The organism is Neobacillus niacini (assembly GCF_000759675.1).
GTDB classification, from domain to species: Bacteria; Bacillota; Bacilli; order Bacillales; family Cytobacillaceae; genus Neobacillus; species Neobacillus niacini_A.
In genome coordinates this window covers 26,701-48,438 of sequence record NZ_BAWM01000035.1, presented here as the reverse complement: position 1 = coordinate 48,438, position 21,738 = coordinate 26,701, and the positions used below count along the sequence as shown (strand labels likewise).

Here is a 21,738-nt window from a genome sequence, read left to right as displayed (position 1 = left end):
CAAATTGATTTACTTTCATTTTCTTATTTTGACACAGTGTGGTGAGCAATATGTAAAAAGGAAAACAAAAAGTTTTCCCATTGGTTTAATGAAGATTATATTTTTTTCTTTGTTTTATTTTTTCTGGCGTTACGTCATTTCCCTCAGGATCAATGATTTTTGTATTTGTTAAAGTATCCAGCATTGAACTGCGGAAAGTGGTCAAATACTCGCTTCTTAATTTTGTTTGTTCCTTCGCTTCTGCTTCTGTTAAACCATTCGCTTTTGCTTTTCTAGCTAATTCATTGATTCTTGCCATTTTTTCTTTTGAGAGCATTTAGAACCCTCCCTTTCAATTACTTAAAAACTGATTTTACTACAAAAATAGACCATCTGACAAGGCAAATGGTCTACTCATTTTCTGTATCGAAAGATTGTTGAGATTCCTGATAGCGTCGGTGGACAGTTGCTTTGGAAATATTGTATCCAAATCCTCTCAAAATAGCAGCAATCTCTGAAAAAGTTAATTTGTTTTTTCTAAGACGGACTATCTCTTCAATCAGAACTTCTATTTTTTCCCGTCCAGATTCCACTCAAGGTTTTTTAGATTTTTCTCAGGCTTGTATCCCTGAGAAACAGCTCTCTTCATTCCACGCTTAATTTTAAGTTTAGCAACTTACAAAAAACAATAAAAAAAAATTAAACCCATAAAATATCTGATTTTTATTATTATAAATATTTAAAAATTTTAAATTTATGTTTAGTTATTTCCTCTACTTTTCTAAGATTTGTACTTCAAAACGGAACCTGTTACTAAAATAGGTACTTTTAAGTTAACTGCATAGTTGTAATGCAAGTTCCGTCATCCTCAAAAGTAGAAATTTCTGATTCCGATACTTTTCCATCATGCTCAATCTTTATTCGATATGTTTTATCACGTGGAAGCCATAAGTCGAAGAATCCGTTAGTTTGGGATTTCACTTTTTCATCTATAATTACATTGCCTTCCATATCTTCAATGAATACGTCGAACTCTTCTTCAACCAACTCACCTTGACAACCTGTCAAGCTATGATTCGTTCAGGGGTGAGTTTTATTAACGTACGGTGCAATAGAAACGAAAAAGTCTTCCTCAGACAAGTCATAAGCCAACTCGTTTCCATCACTTTTCTTGATAATTAACTCTTGAGAAGTAATGGATGCAGTATCGTTTGTTGTTTTATTTGAACTATAATCGCTTACTAATTCTCCAATGTTTTCAACTTCTTTTTCCTTTAAAGAAGCTTCATCATTGGAATCTGCTTGTCCGCAACCAACTAATACTGCTGACATAAATAAAATTGGTAGGAAAATTTTTGCCTTCATAAAACGTCTCACTTCCTTTTCCTTTCTGTCTACAAAACTAGTATACCATCTTTTCTTTTTGCAAAAATGTGCGGCTTACTTTTGTCACAAAATATTAAGTAATGATATTCTTGCCCTATATTTCAAGGAGCCGAATCGCCTCCTATTTTTACATATTCGATTATTTTATAGTAATCCCATTCGGTTCCGCACCTATATTTACAGTTGCAATAACTGTATTGTCTTCATTATTAATGACACTCACAGTATTATCATACATATTTGTCACATAAACAAATTGATTATCATTACTTGTAACAATTCCATGGGCACCTTTTCCAACCTTATTGGTTGAAACTACTTTTTTGGTTTCAAGATCCATTTTTGAGACACTATCTGATGGTTTTTCAGGTGTTCCCTGATTTGCAACAAAAGCATCTTTCCCTTCGGATTGTAAATAAACTTGGGCAGGACCTTCACCAACTTGAACCTTTTGAACCTTATCAGTGGCTAAATCAATAATTGCTAATGAATTTTCCGCATTTAAAGTTGCAACTAATGTTTTTCCGTCAGGTGTAACACTAGTTGTAACAGGTGTATTGCCCACTACAATTTTTTTACTTTCTTTTATACCATCTAAATCAATGACACTTACAGTGTCCTCACAATATTAGCAATGTAAGCGGTTTTGCTATCTGCTGCGATTCGGAATCCATGTGGGCCTTTTCCGGTTGTTATATTTTGGATTACCTTATAAGATGCTAAATCAATTATGGAAACGTTATTGTCTTCGTTGTTTGTTACTAATGCATATTTCATATTTTCCGTGAATACTATATGAGCTGGATGAGCCCCTACTTCAACTTTCTTACTTAATTGGTTTGTTTCAGCATCATAGAATAGAGCTAAGCCCTTTGTTTGACCATGTTCTCCTTCATAGCCGCTTTCATGCTCCCCATGTCCTTCCTCTTGTCCTTCATGGGTACATTCGATACATTCTTGCCCGCCATGTCCTCCTGTTCCAGGAACAACAGTAGCACCTAATGTTTTGCCATCTGGAGATATTTGAACATTATGAACGGAACCTTCAACTTCTATGGTTTAATTGTTTTATTGCTAGTTGCATCTACTTTGGTAATGGCATCAAGTTCAGCTGTATAAATGAAGGCAGCTTTTTCTTTTTCCGATTCATCTTTTTCTGATTGTGTGCTCTTTTCGGGTTATGTCGTGGTGCCTTTCGATTCATTATTCGATGCAGCCTCACAGGCTGCTAAAAGATGCTAACAAGGAAAAATAAGCTAACCAGAATAAATTTTTTCATTTAATACACTCCTTAACTTTAATAAGTTAACTATAGTAAATAATTGTGCAGAAACTTTGAAGAAACAGACTGGAAAATTGACAGTTTTGTGAAAAAGTTAGCATTATTACTTAAAATATAGTGAACAGTAAAATTTTAGAAATGATTAAATGGGGGTGTTCACCTTAGATTCTGCACATATTTTGTTGTACTATGTGGAGGTAATAAGTTAAAGGAGAAAAAGTTCCCATCACAAATGGGTAACTGAAATTGAACTTTCAGCTAAATAAAATCACAAAACACCAGTAAATACAAGAGTTTAAATCTTGTATTTACTGGTGTTTTCCTTTCATTATGAAAATCTAAGAAAGCATTTTGTATTTTAACACTTACAATAACAGGAATAAATGTCCTATGGGCATCTAGAAGCTTATTAGATATCGGCGTGTTTTTTTTCCGCTTTTATTTTAGGCAAAAACCTTCATTAAGAAATGCATCAATCCGCTAAAAAAAACAAGAATTCCAAAGAATGTAGCAATTCCATTCACTGTTTCCCTTTTTTGCAGTTTTTTGTAATCTTTATAAGTGATTTCGCCTTTTGCAAACCTTACCCCATTAGGATTAGGTTCAATTGTATATAGAGTTCCATCCTTATCTTCTAGGACTACTCTGGTAATTAATGCCAACCCATTCCTCGTGTTATCACCTTGTGAATGAGACCCTTGATTGCTACCTCCAGAATAATCTACCCTTATAAAATTGTATACAGAATTTTTCTTTATCTTTTCGTACATATCATAAGCTTGTTGTTCAATAAAATTATTAGGAACACACACACTATCACCTCATTAGATTAATTAAAGGCGAGTTATAAATATATTAATATACATAAATTCAATTTTCCTTTAACCTAATAAATTTACTCAGACCAACTTTTATTTTATTGTATGGTTATCATTATATTTTTACAACAAAAAACCCAGTTTGTCTTAATATTCTATCTAATAACTCATCAAGAACTAAAAGTAAATCTTCACAATATCTACACTAGATTTTCATTCTTTCTGCAAACTCTTATTATATGATGAAGGTAATAAAAGAAAGGAGTTGTAAGAAATGAAAAAATGGGCAATAGGAATATTAAGTTCAGCCTTGATCCTTGGAGCAGGAACAGCTGTATTTGCAGCGGGAACTAACAACCCTGGAGATGGTAATAGCTTTGAAAAAATGCTACCCTTTATGCAGGAAATGCATCCGGATTCATCAAAAGAAGATCTACAAGAAATGTACAATTCTTGCCATAAAGATGGGGGAATGATGGACAGAAACAATCAAGAAGGAATGAATAGTGAAAATATGATGAACAGATTTTAATATTTGAGGTGACTCTTCTAAAAGGTTTGGTAATCTAACCAAACCTTTTTTGCATTCGTTATGATATTTGTCATATCCTTCCATTACAAAAACACAATATAATGAAAAATGTTGATAAATATCTTTTAGAAGGAATGATTCATAATGAAGCCAATAATAGAGTTATATAAAAAAGACCCAGAATCTGTTTATCATACTTGGTTTCTACATAGTAATGGTCGGTTGAAGGCCTTTAGAACAATTCGTAAATGGTTAATAGAGCTAATAAAGGAAATAGAAGAGGATACATTCGGTAATGATTTCAAAGGCTCAAGTCTAGAAATGGTTGTTACAGCTATTTCTGAGCAAAAACAAGTGTTTGAAGGTGCAGCCCATGCTTTTTATTGGAAACCAAAATTACGTATCCCTGATATCTATGAAAATATTCAGAACAAAAAAGCATTTGGGCGGTTTTTAAAAGCTTGTCTAGAAACATCCAGTTCCGAGAAAGTTATAGAGGAGATTCGAACGCTAGACGGCATAAAAATCAAAGGTCTTGGGCCAGCTGTTGCGAATATATTATACTTTTTAAGGCTGATCCTTTTACTCTAAGAGTTGCTTATACAGGTTGTCCTGTTGGTTGTGGTGAGCCGATGTTAAGTGGTATCGGAGTTAAATATTTTGCGATTGTCATTAATTGTTTTGGGTTCAACTTTGCCCCAAAACCTATACCTCCATTTACCGAAATCTTAACTTTTTTACCCTCAGTAACCATGTTAATCTCCCCCTGTATTATTTTTTCCTAATACTTATCTATAATAAATATTTAGGATTATTACAATATATTAATTTTAACACTGCTTTTCACCTAAGTAAAAAGAGCTTATCTTTTTATATGATAAGCTCTTTGAATGTTACAAAATATACTTTCTAATAACTATTTAGTCGGTGATAATTCACTTTCTGTTACCCATTTATGATTTGTAACTTCTTCTCCGTCTGTAGTAGTAAAATCAACCATATACACCGTTGTTGCTTCTGCTGAATCAATTTCAGCTGTTACTCCATCCATACCTTCCATATGCTCAGCATTTATCGTTACTTCTGAGCCAGGTTTAAACGGTTCGTCACCAGCATTTTGAATTTCCTGGTGAATTACCCATTTATGGTTTTCCACTTTTTCCCCACCATTAGATGGAGTATAAGAAATAGTATAAACAGTAGTGTCATACGCACCTACAATCGTTGCTTCAGCACCCTTCATACCTTCCATGTGATCTGATTCAATAATTGCTTGAGTACCTACTTCATACTTTGGATTCTCAGCTGCCTTCAAACCTTCAGGTACCTCGCTTGAGCCTGAGTGGTTCATATTAGAGTGAGCACCGTGTGTGCTCTCGTTTGATTCAGTATCTTCTGTTTTTTCCCCTGATTCATTATTAGGATTTGAGCATGCTCCTAAAATCAAGAAAAGGGCCGCTAACAATAATATGAAAACAGGTTTTTTATTATTTTTTTTGAACATTTAAATAACTACTCCTTTATCATTTATTTAACCCTTTTATACATTAGCACAAAAATGTGCAGAAATTATGGAGTTAGCTTTGCGTTTTGCAACATTTGAATTTTTTGTGAACTTAACTAAATTTTCACCCATCTAAGTGATTTAAATCGTTGATATCCATATTTTCTGCAAAAATCTTCATTAGAATAGATTCCGAAATCAAAATAAATTAAATTTTGGAGGATAACTAATGAAGCTTAAACTAACTGCTATATTGACATTTATTGTAATCATTTTGGCAGCATGTTCATCAGATCTAACCGGTAAAATGGATAACAAAGATCATGAAAATATGGATCAAGCAACAGCAGAAGAAAATGGCAAGGACAATAAAAACAAAGGGTTACAAACTACTAGCTTCGAAATATTAACAGGAAATAAATTTACGATTGTAGCCAAAGAAGCAACACATCAATTGAACAATGAAGTAAAAGTAGATGCATGGACATTTAATGGTTCTGTTCCTGGCTCGCAAATACGTGTCAAGGAAGGAGAAAAGGTTACCATTAATTTAATAAATGAATTACCCGACCCTGTTTCTATTCACTGGCATGGTATTCCTTTGCAAAATGAGATGGATGGAATACCCGGTGTAACCCAAAATGCTGTTCAGCCAGGTGAAACCTTTACTTATGAATTTACTGCATCATTTCCTGGAACGTATATGTACCATACCCATCAAGAAGCGGTAAATCAATTAGATAAGGGACTTTACGGCTCTTTTATTGTCGAACCAAAAGTAAAAACATATGACCGAGATTATACTCTTATGTTAGATGAATGGGCAACCAATCCAGAAGAATCAGATTCATCCATGAGAGATATGAATGAAATGGAGCATAGTAATATGAGCGGAATGGATGATAGTGAAAGTCCAGAAGATCAACATAACTCTAAAAGTGGAAGTCAGAGCATGGGACATGACATGAATAATTACAATATATTCACTATAAATGGGAAGAGCGGAGGTGCAATTGAACCATTAAAAGTAAAAGAAGGAGAAACAATTAGAATACGTTTAGCTAATATCGGTTTCTTATCTCATAATTTCCACCTCCATGGTCATAACTTTAAAGTAGTTGCGATAGACGGACAAGAACTTAATGAACCACAAGAACTTAAAGATCAGTTAATATCTATTGCACCAGGTGAGCGATATGATATTGAGTTTACCGCTGACAACCCAGGCAAATGGTATCTAGAATGTCATGGTGAAATGGAAGGAACAGATGGAATGAAAACAGTGATTCAATATGAAGGTAATAATGAATCTAATGACCAGACTAACCAAGTTGAAAATTTACCTTTATTCAATTACACCAATTATGGTGATGCAAAGGTCGGAAATTTTATCCTTAGTCAGGAATATGACGTTGAGTACACCATGGACCTAAACGGGAATAATGCTGACAATGTTTGGATGATTAATGGGAAGTCCTTCCCAAATTCTGAAAATATTAATGTAAAAAAAGGTGACTTGGTAAAAGTTAAATTAATCAACAATTCGCCAACGGGAGTCAATCACCCGATGCATTTACATGGACACTTTTTCCAAGTATTAAGTAAAAATGGAAAACCAATAGAAGGATCTCCGATTGAAAAGGATACTATAAATTTAAAACCTGGAGATGAATTTGTTGTTGCTTTTGAAGCAGATAACCCTGGGAATTGGCTTTTCCACTGTCATGATTTGCACCATGCTTCGGCAGGGATGGTAAATATGGTTAAATATTATGGTTATCAACCTAAGTTTACACCTGATCCAAATGCTAATAACAAACCAGAGTAACTATTTATCACATTAATAAGATTAAATAAAATGGGGCGGCGTTTAGAATAGCTGCCCCATTATTTAATTTTGTTTTTTCCTATTTGTGAAAAAAAATTAACAATTTAAAGATAATATTATTTATATTTATAATCTGCAAACATTCTTCATATTTATCTTTTATTATTATTATTATATAAACAGTTTTTAAGGTGGTGGAATTGTGAAGACTATATTACTTGTGGATGATGAAATCCGAATGCTTAACCTTTTAGGACTATATTTAGAACCCCACGGCTTTAAATGTATAAAGGTTGAATCCGGCAAAGATGCTTTGATTTTTTTAGAAGAAGAAAAAATTGATATAGTGCTCCTAGATGTTATGATGCCCGAAATGGACGGCTGGACTACTTGCAAAAAAATAAGGGAGTTTTCCAATGTTCCAATTATTATGCTTACGGCAAGAAATGAAACCGTTGATGTCATTAAAGGGTTAAAATTCGGAGCAGATGATTATGTTACAAAACCTTTCAACGAAGATGAATTATTAGCAAGAATTGAAGCCCTATTAAGAAGGACAAGTGATTTAAAAGAAAAACAACTCGTATTTAAGGGGTTAGAATGGAAAGAAGAATCGGTTGAATTAAAATATCAAAACCAAACTATACAAGTTACACCTAAAGAATTTGCATTAATTGGTCTGTTTTTAAAAAATCCATACAAAGTATTTTCCCGAGACCATTTATTGTCAACCATATGGGGATTAAACTCACATATTGATGATCGAACTATCGATTCCCATATTAGAAACCTACGAGAGAAATTGCGAAATGCATGTTTTCCTGTAGATAACCATCTATTTACAGTTTGGGGTATTGGATATAAGTGGGTAACTGAAGACCCTGTAACATCTCTTTAATTAATTATTATCATCTCCCTAATAAAGAAGCAGTGGATTCTCTTACGAGGCTTTCACTGCTTTAAATTTTGAACACCCAACCCGACATTTTCTTTATATTGTTCTTTACTTTATTCTTTAGGAAATTACAACCTATTAACATATTAATAGTTAGAAGCTTTATATTATATAATAGATTGTTAATGAAAGATTACCCACTATAGATTAAAATGAATTGTGCTTAATATTGTAGACTTGGAATGATGATTGATGAAATATACAGGAAGAATTATCGGAGTATTATTTGTTTTAGCCAATTCATTAATGTGGATACAACATCAGGGTATCTTTCATCAGGGTAGAAAATTGGGGCCCTTTGAGATAATTTTTTCATCTTTTTATATAGTTCTTGGTTGGTGGTTGGGGAAAATTTATGATCGGTTCACCCTCCAAAAAAAGGAATTACAAAAAAGCAATGAAAGGCTTGAGTATCTATCTAAAGTAGATGGTTTGACTGGAATTGCTAATCGGCGTTCCTTTGACCATTATCTTCAGCAGAAATGGGATATTGCAGTTCAATCTAATTCACCAATTTCACTTATTCTTTTCGATATTGATTACTTTAAAGAATATAACGATACCTACGGACATTTACGTGGAGATGATTGTCTCAAAGAAGTCGCTGCAACAGTAGATGCGACAGTTGGTAGATTCCAAAATATAGTTGCAAGGTTCGGTGGAGAAGAATTCGCTGTTATATTACCATATACTAACTTGAGTGATGCTTATTATATAGCTGAAGAAATACGCTTGGTAGTGGAAACACTTAAGATTCCACATATCAAATCCAAATTAAATGGTGTAGTCACAATTAGTGCCGGTGTTGTTAGTATAACACCTGATACTAGCAAATCTCACGCTGATTTTATAAATTGTGCTGATCATGCACTTTATCAGTCTAAGCAAAATGGACGAAATCAAATATGCATTTATAATTTTGATGAAACCTTTTATAAATACTCCTAAATAAGTTGATGATTATCTATGGATACATCACTTTTTTTATTGATTTTCAAGATTGACTTCCCTTCCATTTTTAAAATGAACATAATAAGGAGAAACAAAAAAATCGTTTCCAATTGGAAGCGATTTTTTATATAGTACATTAATGGCACTGACATTTATCTCTACTGCATGAACAGTCAGATGAGTAGAGGACATTTCCCCTTTTTTGATTTTTGGATGTTATTAATTAATATTCAGCCAGCTATTAACAAAATAACAAATCCAATTTTGCAATTAATTGTTGTCTATCTTACCCTTTACAATAAGATTTGATCTTCTACCAACAACTATAGTTTTAAATAAGTTACTCATTAAGTTTTGTAGCGTATTTTTCTTATTTAAAGTTATTGTTTCCTGCTTCATTAGCTGCTTAAGATTCATATTGTTCCTCCTAAAACTTGCTTTAGTGTGTAGAATAAGTATTAATCTATTTTTGAGTTTATTAAAGAATTGTGCAGAAAGTAACAAGATTTTGTAGCAATTTTTCAAACAATATTTAGATCATCTGCATACTTTCTTCACATTATTTTAATAAAATAAGTTTATTAAGTCCAAGAGGTGTTTACCTATGAAAATCTCCATAAAATTAGGGTTATGGTTCTCTTTATGTATATTGTTAATAGAAATTGTTTCTATGACTTTTTTACATAGAAATTTAGTACACTCTCGAGTCCACCAAGAATATGATTCACTTCTAGAAAAAGGAAATAGTCAACGTGATATATTAGAAATTAATTCTGACCCCCACACACTAAGTCATATTAGTTTAATGGGTTCACATTCTGACACCCAGGTTGTGGTAACTAACACAAAGGGTGAGATAATCCTTACCTCTATAGAAATTAATAGCAATATTAAAGACATATTGAATATCCCTATTTCTAACTCTAATCTTTCTAGAAACGGAAAAATAATACAAGACGATTGGAAAAATGAACAGTATATTGCTACGGTTACAGCATTTAAAAAAGATGGAAAGAATTTCGGTTATGTATATATGTTCAAGAACACTTTTGATGTTCAAAAGCTCATCTCCCAATTAAATAAACATATCTTTATTGCATCACTGTTAATCCTTTTCACAATTCTGATTTTCATTTTCTTTTTATCAAAAGCATTAACGAAGCCTTTAATTACAATGAAGGAAGCAACAAAGAAATTAAGCAAAGGTGACTTTTCTGTTACTCTTCCAAAACCTTCTAATGATGAGTTAGGTGAGCTTTCACATTCCATTCAAACGCTTGCTAATGATTTAAATTATTTAAAACAGGAGCGAAATGAATTTTTAGCAAGTATATCTCATGAACTTCGTACCCCATTAACCTATATTAATGGGTATGCCGATATTGCTAGACGAAATAATCTGGACGAAACGGATAGAGTCCAATACCTAGATATAATTAAGGAAGAATCTCAACGAGTGAGTAGTTTAGTAAAAGAGTTATTTGATTTAGCGAAATTAGACCAGAATAGGTTTTCTATTAATAAAGAAAAAGTTAATTTTAGCAAATTTGCTCAGTCTATCTATGACAGGGTTTTGCCTGCATTTACCAATAAAGGAATAAAATTAATTTTAAACTGTCCAGAAAACTTATTTGTAGAGATAGATCCTATTCGATTTGAACAAGTTTTAATCAACCTAATAGATAATAGTCTTAAATATTCAAAAGAATCGAGTACAACTTCGATACGGGCAGTTGAAGAGAACGGAAAAGTACAAATATCTATTATAGACCAGGGAATAGGAATTCCGCAAAATGATCTTCCTCGAATTTTTGATCGTCTTTACAGAGTGGATAAATCTCGTTCAAGGGCAACTGGTGGATTCGGTTTGGGCCTAGCTATTGTAAGACAACTCATTGAAGCCCACGGAGGCGAAATTACCGTAAAAAGTTTAATTGGCGAAGGAACATCTTTTACTATCACTTTACCACGCTGATAGGGGCAATTATTATTTGTGGTTGTTTAATTACATCTATTGTATTACTCTTGAAGGCAGTTAAGAGTACTCACTAAATGTTATTAAATAATTTTGAGGAGGAGGCGGTGAATAATCCCCGTCCCCTCCCTTTTCTCTATGAATCTTCCCATGATTGTTTTAAAGGATATAAAGTAACATTGTATTTGCAAACCCGTTTATATTAGATTATTATGCACCTTTCACCCTTTGTTTAATCTTATAGGCACTAAATCTGTAAAAAAGATATATAGCTCGAACATATAAATCTAGAGCAATAGCTAACCACACTCCTGCAATTCCCATACTTAATTGAATTCCAAGAATATAAACACCTAAAATCCTTATTACCCACATTCCTAATGCTGTGCTATACATAGGGCTTTTCGTATCACCTGCTCCTTGCAGAGCCCCAGCTAATACTAGACCAATTGCTAATGCAGGTTGTGCAAAAGCATCTATTCTTAAGGCGGTTACAACCATATCCACTGCATTTTTTTCTGTAGTAAACCAAACAGCAAACCAAGGAGATAAGATAAATAATAGAACTCCTATAAAACTCATGAATGCAATGGCAATAACAGTTGTAATCATTCCATATGCATAAGCATCTTTGAAGCGTTTTGCCCCTATACTTTGACCCACTAAAGTAGTTGCAGCAACGGCTAATCCATACCCTGGCATATAGGAGAACGTTTCAATATTTCCAGCAATCATATGAGCTGCATAGGCATCCGCTCCAATTTTGACTATTAAACCAAAATAAAGCACCTGTCCTAATCTCATAATTAATCTCTCAATTGCAGCTGGAGTAGAGATCTTTAAAATAGAGTAGGAGTCCTCCTTTGATACCTTTCCAACAAAAGAAAACGATATTTTTGATTTTTTAATATAATAAAACAGGGCGATGGTGCCAATTATACGTACAACAACTGTAGCCCATGCTGCTCCCTCAACTCCAAAACCAGGAACACCAAATATCCCAAAGATTAATAGGTAATCTAAACCAATGTGGAGAATATTGATCCACCAGCTAACTTTCATCGGTGTCTTTGTGTCTCCAGCTGCTCGTAAGATACTTCCTAAGGTAAACATTAGAGAGATAAAAATGGAGGGAATGGCGACGATTTTAAAATACGCAGCCCCATCTGCCAACACTTCAGACTCTGCACCCATTAATTGGAGAAGGTGTTCACTGTAAAACAAAGAAATCAGCCCAAACAATATTCCAAATATACCTGAAAGTATGGTTGATTGATGAGCAATGGACTTTGCCTTTTCTATATCTCCAGCCCCAATACTTCTAGCAATAAGGGAGGAAGTCCCAACCCCTAAGGCCATGAATATTGCGATATAAACAGCTAATACTGCGTTCGCAATACCCACTGCTGTCACTTCATTTAACCCTAATCTTGAAACGAATAGCGTATCCACGAAACCCACGATGGTTTGTAAAATATTTTCAATCATTGCCGGTACCGCTAAAGAAATGATGGCTGCAATTTTTTGTTTGGTAGTTTGTTCTCTCTGATTTTGTATCTCCTCCATATTTCATCCACCTTAAAGATTAAAATTTTTTAGAGCCCTTTTAATATCCTCTAATACTTCCTGCTCATTTCCTTGGTGGACTGCATCTACGAGACAGGTTTCTAAGTGATCTTCTAAAATTAGTTTTGCCGTATTATCGAGTGCCTTTCTTACAGCTGCAATTTGAAGAAGAATATCGGAGCAATCACGGTCTTCGATTGCCATTTGTTTAACACCTCTTATATGTCCTTCAATTCTTGAAAGACGATTGATAACACTTTTTCTATGTTTATGTTCGTGACTGTGCTTGTGGTCATTATCGGTCATTGTGTATTCCTCCTTACTAACATATTATCCCCCCTGGGGGGATATGTCATTTAATACATTATGACTTTTTCTGATACATTTTTTTAAAAATCGACATTCATCCTATCTTGCTAGATAAGAAATTTAGTTTCAAATAACAAAAGAGTTCCTGACAAAGTGTACAGGAACCTTTTACTAATGCTATTTGATTTCAACAACGTAAGGGAATACAAATACCTCTCCGTTAAGCTTAAACTCTGCCCATATTTTGTAAATTCCTGACTCATGAAATTCTGTTGCAAATACAGGTTCATTTCCTTCTAGGGGGTGAACGTGAATGTATTTTTCTCCTTTTTCATCCAGGACTACCACATGGCCTAATGCTCCAAGATACTGTTCCGGTGTTTCTCCAGCTAAATCAAACTTAAGCTCAATATCCTCATTTGTTTGTAAAGAACTAGGTTCCAAAATTGCCTTATGTCCCCCAACTTCTCTTACCAAAGCAGTGTCTGCTTGTAAAACATCATCACTATGGTCATCGTGTTTTTCCCCAACTGCAAATGAAATAGGTTCAACTTGATAATTCTTTCCCTTGGGTTTAATATCCACAAACGCCTTGTATTCCCCTTCTTTTAATGAATGAGATACCTTAAAAACACCTGGCTCGTTTGTTTCAGGGTGTAAATGTTGATATTCTTTCAAGTCTGAGCTTACAACAATTAGATGCAATAATTTTTCGTGATTGACCTCTAAATCAGAAACAGGCTTCCCTTCCAAATCGGTTAAAGTAATAACTAATTCTTCATTTTCTAGTTGAATCGACGACTGGACTTCATTTACACTATTATGACTGTCATCATTTTCTTCATGTCCCTCTTCATGGCTTTCATCGCTTCCGTCTTCATGAACAACTGTTTTTTCATTATGTTCTGTTTTCTCCTCACCATGGGAATCTGGTTCTGCAACAGAAGCATATACATAATATCCGCCAACAACAACCAGCAGGTAAACAATTGCTGATATTGCCCATTTTTTCATAAAATCTAACCCCTTTATAGTTTTACTTTTTGTAACCGAAGGGCATTCAACACGACAGATACCGAACTAAATGCCATTGCCGCCCCTGCAAGCCAAGGTGCCAAAAATCCTAAAGCGGCGAAGGGTATTCCTAAAGTGTTATACGCAAATGCCCAAAACAAGTTTTGCTTGATATTTCTAATCGTTTTCTTACTCATATAAATAGCATCGGCAATGCTGTTTAAATCCCCGCGAATGAGGGTGATATCTGATGCTTCCATTGCCACATCTGTACCTGTACCAATAGCCATACCTATATCAGCAATTGCAAGAGCGGGTGCATCGTTAATTCCATCCCCTACCATCGCGACTTTCTTACCCTGCTGCTGTAATTTCTTAACTTCCTCAGCTTTTCCTTCCGGTAAAACTTCTGCAATGACTTGATCTATTCCAGCTTGTGTCGCAATTGCCATAGCAGTCTGCTTGTTGTCGCCCGTGATCATGATGACTTCAAGCCCAAGTTCTTTTAATCGCTTAATTGCCTGAGCGGATGTCTCTTTTATCGTATCTGCTACAGCAACCATTCCGGCATACTTTCCGTTAATCGCTGCAAGAATAGCAGTTTTCCCTTGTTTTTCAAGGTCTTCCATCTTATCTAAGGCATCTCCAATTTCAACATTGAATTTATACATTAATCGGCGTGTACCAATCAAAACTTCATTTCCATCAATAACGGCCTTAATTCCAAAACCTGGGATACTTTCAAAGTCAGTCGAGTCTTGAATGTCAATATTCTTCTCCTTAATCCCTTGCACAATCGCCTCTGCTAATGGATGCTCTGATTGCTTTTCAGCTGAGCCAACAATAGATAAAAAATCTGTTTCATCTAAATCTGTGATCACATCTGTTAAAATTGGTTCTCCCTTTGTAATTGTTCCCGTTTTATCTAAGATAATAGTATTGATGCGATGGGTCATTTCTAAGTGTTCTCCACCCTTAAAAAGAATTCCATACTCTGCTGATCTTCCGGACCCGGCCATGATTGAAGTTGGAGTAGCGAGACCCAGAGCACAAGGACAGGCAATCACTAGGACTGCAATCATTTTTTCTAATGCTTCAGCAAAATTCCCTGGTTCTACCCAAATAAACCAAACCAAAAAGGTCACAACAGCAATTCCTACAACAATCGGAACAAATACGCCTGATATGGAGTCTGCTAACCGTTGAATTGGGGCCTTAGAGCCCTGTGCTTCTTCTACCACTTTAATGATTTGGGCTAGAGCTGTATCTCTCCCAACCTTTGTTGCTTTTAGCTTAATAAAACCATTTTTATTGATTGTTGCACCGATCACTGTGTCACCAACGGTTTTATCCACAGGTACACTTTCGCCTGTAATCATCGACTCATCAAGTGCTGTCCGACCCTCAATAATCTCTCCGTCAACAGGGATTTTCTCACCTGGTTTCACAAGAACAATATCACCTGCTACAACATCTTCCAAAGGAATTTCTTTCTCTATTCCTTCACGAATCACGGTCGCTGTTTTTGCTTGTAATCCCATCAGTTTCTTGATAGCTTCTGATGAGCGTCCTTTTGCTTTTGCTTCAAACAGCTTTCCAAGGATAATTAATGTTATTAAGATCGCACTTGTTTCAAAATACAGCCCTTCAAGATGTTCATCACTTACGAGCGTTAATATCGCAAGATAGACACTGTAAAAATAAGCTGCTGACGTTCCTAGGGCTACTAAAACATCCATATTTGCACTCTTATTTCTTAATGCTTTATACGCACCGATATAAAATTGTTTACCGATATAAAATTGTACGGGAGTTGCTAAAAGCATTTGAAACCATGGATTCATGAGGGCATCTGGTACATATAAAAAGCTTGTGAAACTAAAGTGCCCAACCATCGCCCACAGAAGCGGTAATGAGAGGATGACAGAAAAGACAAATTTACCTTGCTGTTTCTCAATTTCCTTCAAACGATAGTCAACAGCTTCCTCCTTATTATCCTCTTTCTTTTCGATAGCACCGTAACCAAGCTTTTCGATTCTTTGAATCATATTTTTAGGTGAAAGAATGGATGGATTAAATTCAACAGTTGCTTTTTCAAGAGCCAGGTTTACTGTGGCGTGGACCACACCTTCCATTTTATTCAGCCCTTTTTCTATTCTTGTTGAACAAGCTGCACAGGTCATCCCCGTTACATCAAATTCAGCTTTGCTGGTAACAACATCATAACCTAGTGCCCTAACCTTTTTTTGAATGTCCGCGGGTCCCATGACAGATGCATCATATTTAACTGTTGCTTTTTCAAGGGCTAGATTAACATTTGCCTCTTTAACGCCATCCATTTTCTTTAAACCTTTTTCAATCCGAAGTGCACAAGCCGCACAGGTCATTCCTGAAACTTGAAATTGATTTTCTAACACCTTTTCACTCTTTGCTAACACTTTTTCACTCATCGCTAACACCTCATACCTGTATAGGGTATATTTTTTTGAAAAAGAGAGCGTGCTGAATTACAGCACGTTCGTATAAGTTACTTTTGAAAACTATGCAACATCATAGCCTTGATCATCAATTGTTTCTTTTATCGTATCAAGAGTTACTTGATTCGCTTCATATTCTACATCAACTTTACTTGTTTCTAAATGCACTTTCACAGTTGAAACACCTTTTAGTTCACCGACACTTCCTTCAATTGCCTTTACACAATGCCCACAGCTCATTCCTTGAACGTTTAATGTTATTTTTTCCATTTTATATTCCTCCCATTATTTCTTCATTAATCGTTGGACGGTAACAAGAACCTCATCTAAAACTTCCAGGTCACCTTCTTGAATTCTTTCAACAACACAGCTTTTTAAATGACCTTCTAAAAGGATCTTTGCAACGCTGTTTAATGCTGATTGACAAGCGGAAATTTGAGTAATAACATCATCACAATATGTGTCTTTTTCAATTAATCCTTTAATTCCGCGAATTTGACCTTCAATTCTATTTAACCGGCTTACTAAATTTTGTTTAGTTTTATCGGAATGATGACTTTTCCTGTTATTTGAATGACTACAGCAGTCATCTTTCATAGAATGATTTTCTAATTGAGATTCCATTGATTCGCCTCCTTGATAAGATTATATTATACCCCCGTATGGTATGTAAATGCTTATTTTTAATAATCACCATTTTTTTGTTAATATAGGTGTTCGTTAAGCGTCTCATATCCAATTCGATTGACAAACTTATGAAAGGGTTCACGTTTTTTTCCTTGCTCACTATAAAGTTGGATAATTTTATCAACAACTATATACAATTGTTCCGGAGTAAGGTTTTCTCGTATTAGTTTTCCGGCCACTGCATCCTGACCTTTGGTTTTGCCTCCTACGTATAAATTATAAGTATCTTTTACTTTCATTACACCAATATCATTTACCATAGGTTCTCCACACCCGATCGGACACCCTGTATAAGCCGGTTTCAACGTAAAGGGAACAGGTATACCGGCGATTCTGTTATTTAATTCAATTGCAACCGGCATTCCTTCTGCCTCTGCACCCTTGCAAAAATTACATGTCCGTAAACTCTTTACAAAATTGCCTACAGGATAACATTGTAGTCCAGCTTCCTCAAACTCTGCAATAATATCCTGCTTTTGGTCAGCTGGAATTTCAAGATAAAGCTGTTGGAATGTTGTTAATTCAATTTCTTCATCGCCTAGATATTTTGCTAAAACAAGAAGCTGTTTCGCTGAAAGCTTTGAGCCAAAATTAATGCCCCCATTTACTGCTATTTTTACTTTCTTAGTATTATCTTCCATAACAATCCTCTTTCCTAAGAAGTTCTTTCTAATAAGTCTTCATGACAATGGCAAGCTACTTCATGACTATTACCTAATGATTCAATTTTAGGTGATTTGCTGTGACAAACACTTTCCTGGTGAGGACACCTCGTTACAAATGGACATCCAACTGCTTCTCTAGTAGCATCCACTTCACCATCAAAAATCAGCCTCTCCCTATTTTTTATAAAATAGTTTAAATCTTTTACAACCGAAACTAGGGCCTTTGTATAAGGATGGGATGGAGCATGAATAATTTTTTGAGTGGGACCAATTTCTACGATTCGCCCCTGATACATTACAGCAATCCGGTCACACATATAACTTGCCGTCGATAAATCATGGGTAATGAACATCATCGTTAACCCCATTTTCTTTCTCAATTCAAGGAGAAGATTTAATATCCCCGCACGTACAGATACATCTAACATCGAGGTTGGTTCATCTGCTGCTATAAATGAAGGTTTCAAAATTACGGCTCTCGCTATAGCTATTCTTTGCCGCTGCCCTCCGCTTAACTGGTGCGGATAACGATACATATAATCTTCAGCAGGTTTTAATTCAATGGATTCTATTGCTTCTTTAACTAGTTTGACTTTTTCTTGGTATTCCAAGTTTTTTTCATGAGCGTTAAGTGGCTCCATTAATATATCGACAACCCTCATACCAGGATTTAGCGTATCATAAGGATCTTGAAAGATCATTTGCATTTTTTTTCTGATTTTGTTGGTTTCTGATTCCTTTAGATTACATAAGTCAACTCCATCAAACCAAACTTCACCACTCGTTTCTTTCATTAAACGCATGACCATTCTAGCTGTTGTTGTTTTTCCGCATCCACTTTCTCCAATAATCCCCAGAATTTCTCCTTTTCTAATTTCAAAATTCACATTGTTAACTGCAAATACATCTGTTTTCTTTCTTTTTAGTAAGGTTCCTGTCTTTTTAACAAACGTTTTCTTTAAAAGATTTACCTTGAGCAGAACTGAATTATCCATTTTGTTCCTCCTCTAAAAAACAGGCCACATAATGTCCCGGTTTGATTTCCTTAAACTCAGGTGTTTCCTGTCTACATCGATCAAATGCATAAGGACATCTAGTATGGAAACGGCAGCAAGTAGGAATATTAACCAGATTAGGAACGCTTCCCGGAATAGATGTGACTTCACGCTCTGGATTAGAAAGATCAGGGGTTGCATTTAACAAAGCTTTTGAATAAGGATGTTCTGCATTTTTTAGAATTTCTTCCGTTGAAGCCCACTCTACTAAATTACCTGCATACATGATCGCTATTCTATCACAAATGGAAGTTACCATTGGTAGATCGTGAGAAATAAGGATAACTGACAAATTCATCTTCTTTTGCAAATTTTTGATTAAGGAAATAACCTGAGCCTGTGTTAGTACATCGAGACCAGTTGTGGACTCATCAGAGATAACTAGCTTTGGATTACAAGCTAGTGCCATCGCAATAGCTACACGCTGCTTCATACCTCCGCTAAATTCATGAGGGTAGCTTTTCCACCGCTCTCCATCAATTCCTACCAGTTCGAGCAACTTCTTAGTTCGTTCAACGGCTTCTTTTTTATTTACATTATCGTGAAGCAAGATTGCCTCGATAATTTGGTCTCCTACAGTGTAAACTGGATTTAAGGCATTCATCGCACTTTGTGGAATAACCGAAATTTCTCTCCATCTTAAACCAGTAAGATCTGAATCCGTGGCTTTTAAAAGGTTTTTCCCATTTAAGTAAACACTGCCTGCCACCACTTTTCCTGGGTATTCTATTAACCTTAAAATTGATTGGGCCACAGTCGTTTTTCCGCAGCCAGACTCGCCAATCAATCCAAGCATTTCCCCTTCATCTACAGAAAAAGAAACGTTTTCAACTGCCTTTGCAATCCCTTTATCGGTTTTAAAAAATGTGGACAGGTTTTCTACTGATAGCACAGTACTCATACTTTATCGCTCCTTTCTCAGCCGTGGATTCAATATCTCTTCTAAGGAATAACCTGTAAAGGCAAAACCAATAACAAGTGTTGTTAATAATAATCCTGGCGGCAAAACCCACCAAATCCAAGCATCTGTTAAAAAGGCACCTCTGGCCTGTGCATAATACAAAATTGTTCCCCAGCTCTTAGTAAATGGATCACCGAGTCCGAGGAAGCTTAGTGAAGCCTCAATTAATATCGAATGACTTGCAGCTAAAACAAATTGTGAAAGGGCAATTGGAATCACACCAGGCAAAATGTGGCGGGTTAAAATGACTCCTATCCCTGTACCAATCGACCTAGCCGCTTCAACATAACCTTTAGTTTTTAAAGTTAAGACCTGGGATCGAATGACCCTCGCAGGAGAGGCCCATGAAATAAGACTGATAACTAAAACTATATTCCAGAAACTTGGACCGATAAAGGCCGCCAATAATATCATAAGTGGTAGAAATGGGATAACTAAAACTAAATCTACTAATCTCATTAGGAATGAATCAACTTTTCCCCCAAAATAACCTGCAATAACACCGATAAGACAGCCTAAAATAATTGAGATTAAAGCTGCAATAACGCCAATTAAAAGTGACACTCTTGTACCATACAGCAGTTCACTGAATATGTCCTGTCCTATATCGTTAGTACCGAGCAGGAATACACCATTCGGCTTCATAAATGGTGAGCCAACTCTTTCTGTAGGATCAAATGGGGCGATGAATGGAGCAAAAAGAGCAATACATAAGAATATGACTAGTAAGGCCACTCCGAACAATCCCAAATTATTTGAAGATAGCACCCTCCAATAATGCTTCCATTTTTGTTTATCCATTATGTTTTCCCACCTTCGGATCCAGAATTGGATAAATTAAATCAGCTAAAAAATTGGCGATAACTACACTGAAAGTAATTATTAAAAACGTTGCTTGAATTAGAGGATAATCACGGCTAAGTACTGATTCGAACATTAAACGCCCTACTCCCGGATAGGCAAAAACAGTTTCGATTACAGTAGCACCGCCGAGTGTGAATCCAAGGCTCAGCATAAATACTGTCGCCACTGGTAATAACGCATTTCTCATAGCATGCTTGTATTTTATTACCTTTTCTTTAACACCTTTTGCCTTAGCCATCATAATGTAATCTTCACCTAAAACATTTAACATGGAGTAACGCATAATCATAAACGTACTCGTTACAGAGATTAATACTAGCGTTGTCAAAGGAAGAATAAGATGCTTTACTATATCAATGAATCGATCCATTCCCTTTAAATTTGACCAGGCACTTTCTGCACCGAATACTGGCAGCCAGCCTAATTGGGCTGAAAAAACCGAGACTAATATCATACCAACCCAAAAGGATGGCATGGCACTTAGAAACATAAACATCGTAAGGAGATTGGCATCTGTTTTTGTTCCTCTTCGCCAAGCTGATATCGTGCCAAATAGGACCCCAATAATAGTAGATAACACTAATCCCAGTCCAGTCAAAAGCATGGTCCAAGGAAGCCTCTCCTTTAATAATTCTATAATAGGGCGTTTTTGCTGATAGGAAAAACCAAAATCCCCTGTAAAAATATTTTTCAAATAAGTCCCATATTGTTGTACAATTGAATCATTTAATCCATGCTTTTCTAATATTGCCTCTTTTTCTTTACTGGTCATAAAACCTACATCTTCCCCAGCCAAAAATACAAGCGGATTTCCTGGCATTAGCCTTGGTAATAAGAAGTTCAATGTCAGCATCAACATAATGACGATAACATATTGCAAAAGCTTACCAGTCACGAATTTCCACAAAGCCTTCACCTCCCAGATTGATG

At 35.4% G+C, this 21,738-nt stretch carries 25 protein-coding genes and 2 pseudogenes; 7 read left to right on the top strand and 20 right to left on the bottom strand.

The window, feature by feature from the left end; genetic code table 11:
* Positions 1–85: 85 nt before the first annotated feature.
* From TR08_RS15050 to TR08_RS15025, 6 genes and pseudogenes are all read right to left on the bottom strand, one after another.
* On the bottom strand, positions 86–316 hold the full coding sequence (locus TR08_RS15050) for a DUF896 domain-containing protein (RefSeq protein WP_045519413.1): 231 nt from the start codon (positions 314–316) through the stop codon (positions 86–88).
* 73 nt (positions 317–389) lie between these two features.
* Positions 390–646, bottom strand: a pseudogene (locus TR08_RS33215) (YneB family resolvase-like protein); the annotation flags it as partial.
* Positions 647–807: 161 nt separating this feature from the next.
* A complete protein-coding gene (locus tag TR08_RS32575; protein WP_193747753.1) occupies positions 808–1,344 on the bottom strand; it encodes a CueP family metal-binding protein in 537 nt (178 codons plus the stop codon).
* Positions 1,345–1,504: 160 nt separating this feature from the next.
* A complete protein-coding gene (locus tag TR08_RS33210) occupies positions 1,505–1,930 on the bottom strand; it encodes a YncE family protein (protein ID WP_052427472.1) in 426 nt (141 codons plus the stop codon).
* 44 nt (positions 1,931–1,974) lie between these two features.
* Entirely contained in the window at positions 1,975–2,142 is a 168-nt protein-coding gene (locus tag TR08_RS33205) for a YncE family protein (RefSeq protein ID WP_238579150.1), read from the bottom strand.
* A gap of 948 nt (positions 2,143–3,090) precedes the next feature.
* Positions 3,091–3,459: a hypothetical protein gene (locus TR08_RS15025; protein WP_045519408.1), complete on the bottom strand. Its 369-nt coding sequence runs from the start codon at positions 3,457–3,459 to the stop codon at positions 3,091–3,093.
* A gap of 280 nt (positions 3,460–3,739) precedes the next feature.
* Here TR08_RS15025 and TR08_RS15020 point away from each other — a divergent pair, with 280 nt between their 5' ends.
* The 3 genes and pseudogenes from TR08_RS15020 to TR08_RS33200 all read left to right on the top strand — a co-directional run.
* Complete coding sequence (locus TR08_RS15020; protein WP_045519407.1) at positions 3,740–3,997, top strand: hypothetical protein; 258 nt, start codon at positions 3,740–3,742, stop codon at positions 3,995–3,997.
* A 144-nt stretch (positions 3,998–4,141) separates the two neighbouring features.
* Positions 4,142–4,588, top strand: a complete 447-nt coding sequence (locus tag TR08_RS15015) for a hypothetical protein (protein WP_052427471.1) — start codon at positions 4,142–4,144, stop codon at positions 4,586–4,588.
* Positions 4,567–4,650, top strand: a pseudogene (locus tag TR08_RS33200) (nitrite reductase); the annotation flags it as partial. The gene TR08_RS15015 and the pseudogene TR08_RS33200, both read left to right, overlap by 22 nt.
* Before the next feature lie 263 nt (positions 4,651–4,913).
* Here TR08_RS33200 and TR08_RS15010 read toward each other — a convergent pair.
* Positions 4,914–5,501, bottom strand: a complete 588-nt coding sequence (locus tag TR08_RS15010) for a YdhK family protein (RefSeq protein ID WP_045519406.1) — start codon at positions 5,499–5,501, stop codon at positions 4,914–4,916.
* A 229-nt stretch (positions 5,502–5,730) separates the two neighbouring features.
* On the opposite strand from TR08_RS15010, the gene TR08_RS15005 reads away from it, so the two are divergent.
* The 3 genes from TR08_RS15005 (at position 5,731) to TR08_RS14995 (ending at position 9,232) form a co-directional block, all read left to right on the top strand.
* On the top strand, positions 5,731–7,329 hold the full coding sequence (locus TR08_RS15005) for a multicopper oxidase family protein (protein ID WP_045519405.1): 1,599 nt from the start codon (positions 5,731–5,733) through the stop codon (positions 7,327–7,329).
* 202 nt (positions 7,330–7,531) lie between these two features.
* The gene (locus TR08_RS15000) at positions 7,532–8,227 is read left to right on the top strand and encodes a response regulator transcription factor (RefSeq protein WP_045519403.1); all 696 of its coding nucleotides are present in this window, start codon (positions 7,532–7,534) and stop codon (positions 8,225–8,227) included.
* Positions 8,228–8,476: 249 nt separating this feature from the next.
* Positions 8,477–9,232 carry a GGDEF domain-containing protein gene (locus TR08_RS14995; RefSeq protein ID WP_052427470.1) on the top strand — a complete coding sequence of 252 codons (756 nt, stop codon included), beginning with the start codon at positions 8,477–8,479 and terminating at the stop codon, positions 9,230–9,232.
* A 36-nt stretch (positions 9,233–9,268) separates the two neighbouring features.
* Here the strand turns inward: TR08_RS14995 and TR08_RS32570 are convergent, their stop codons facing one another.
* The gene (locus tag TR08_RS32570) at positions 9,269–9,427 is read right to left on the bottom strand and encodes a hypothetical protein (RefSeq protein WP_193747752.1); all 159 of its coding nucleotides are present in this window, start codon (positions 9,425–9,427) and stop codon (positions 9,269–9,271) included.
* 78 nt (positions 9,428–9,505) lie between these two features.
* On the bottom strand, positions 9,506–9,652 hold the full coding sequence (locus tag TR08_RS32565) for a hypothetical protein (protein WP_193747751.1): 147 nt from the start codon (positions 9,650–9,652) through the stop codon (positions 9,506–9,508).
* A gap of 187 nt (positions 9,653–9,839) precedes the next feature.
* On the opposite strand from TR08_RS32565, the gene TR08_RS14990 reads away from it, so the two are divergent.
* The gene (locus TR08_RS14990; RefSeq protein ID WP_045519401.1) at positions 9,840–11,210 is read left to right on the top strand and encodes a sensor histidine kinase; all 1,371 of its coding nucleotides are present in this window, start codon (positions 9,840–9,842) and stop codon (positions 11,208–11,210) included.
* 210 nt (positions 11,211–11,420) lie between these two features.
* Here TR08_RS14990 and TR08_RS14985 read toward each other — a convergent pair whose 3' ends face one another.
* The 11 genes from TR08_RS14985 to TR08_RS14935 form a co-directional block, all read right to left on the bottom strand.
* Positions 11,421–12,776, bottom strand: coding sequence for an MATE family efflux transporter (locus TR08_RS14985; protein WP_045519399.1), 1,356 nt, complete (start codon positions 12,774–12,776; stop codon positions 11,421–11,423).
* Positions 12,777–12,788: 12 nt separating this feature from the next.
* Positions 12,789–13,082: a metal-sensing transcriptional repressor gene (locus TR08_RS14980; protein WP_045519397.1), complete on the bottom strand. Its 294-nt coding sequence runs from the start codon at positions 13,080–13,082 to the stop codon at positions 12,789–12,791.
* Between the two features lie 180 nt (positions 13,083–13,262).
* Positions 13,263–14,099, bottom strand: coding sequence for a hypothetical protein (locus TR08_RS14975; RefSeq protein ID WP_045519395.1), 837 nt, complete (start codon positions 14,097–14,099; stop codon positions 13,263–13,265).
* A 14-nt stretch (positions 14,100–14,113) separates the two neighbouring features.
* A complete protein-coding gene (locus TR08_RS14970) occupies positions 14,114–16,549 on the bottom strand; it encodes a heavy metal translocating P-type ATPase (protein WP_045519393.1) in 2,436 nt (811 codons plus the stop codon).
* Positions 16,550–16,639: 90 nt separating this feature from the next.
* On the bottom strand, positions 16,640–16,846 hold the full coding sequence (gene copZ / locus TR08_RS14965) for a copper chaperone CopZ (protein ID WP_045519391.1): 207 nt from the start codon (positions 16,844–16,846) through the stop codon (positions 16,640–16,642).
* 15 nt (positions 16,847–16,861) lie between these two features.
* Complete coding sequence (locus TR08_RS14960) at positions 16,862–17,200, bottom strand: metal-sensitive transcriptional regulator (protein WP_045519389.1); 339 nt, start codon at positions 17,198–17,200, stop codon at positions 16,862–16,864.
* A gap of 80 nt (positions 17,201–17,280) precedes the next feature.
* On the bottom strand, positions 17,281–17,904 hold the full coding sequence (locus TR08_RS14955) for a nitrite reductase (protein ID WP_045519387.1): 624 nt from the start codon (positions 17,902–17,904) through the stop codon (positions 17,281–17,283).
* Positions 17,905–17,918: 14 nt separating this feature from the next.
* A complete protein-coding gene (locus TR08_RS14950) occupies positions 17,919–18,923 on the bottom strand; it encodes an ABC transporter ATP-binding protein (protein ID WP_045519385.1) in 1,005 nt (334 codons plus the stop codon).
* The gene (locus TR08_RS14945; protein ID WP_045519383.1) at positions 18,916–19,884 is read right to left on the bottom strand and encodes an ABC transporter ATP-binding protein; all 969 of its coding nucleotides are present in this window, start codon (positions 19,882–19,884) and stop codon (positions 18,916–18,918) included. The genes TR08_RS14950 and TR08_RS14945 overlap by 8 nt, the downstream gene beginning before the upstream one ends.
* 3 nt (positions 19,885–19,887) lie before the next feature.
* Positions 19,888–20,745 (bottom strand): ABC transporter permease, encoded by an 858-nt coding sequence (locus TR08_RS14940; protein WP_045519381.1) that lies wholly within the window; start codon positions 20,743–20,745, stop codon positions 19,888–19,890.
* Positions 20,738–21,724: an ABC transporter permease gene (locus TR08_RS14935; RefSeq protein WP_238579149.1), complete on the bottom strand. Its 987-nt coding sequence runs from the start codon at positions 21,722–21,724 to the stop codon at positions 20,738–20,740. The genes TR08_RS14940 and TR08_RS14935 overlap by 8 nt, the downstream gene beginning before the upstream one ends.
* Between the last annotated feature and the right edge of the window lie 14 nt (positions 21,725–21,738).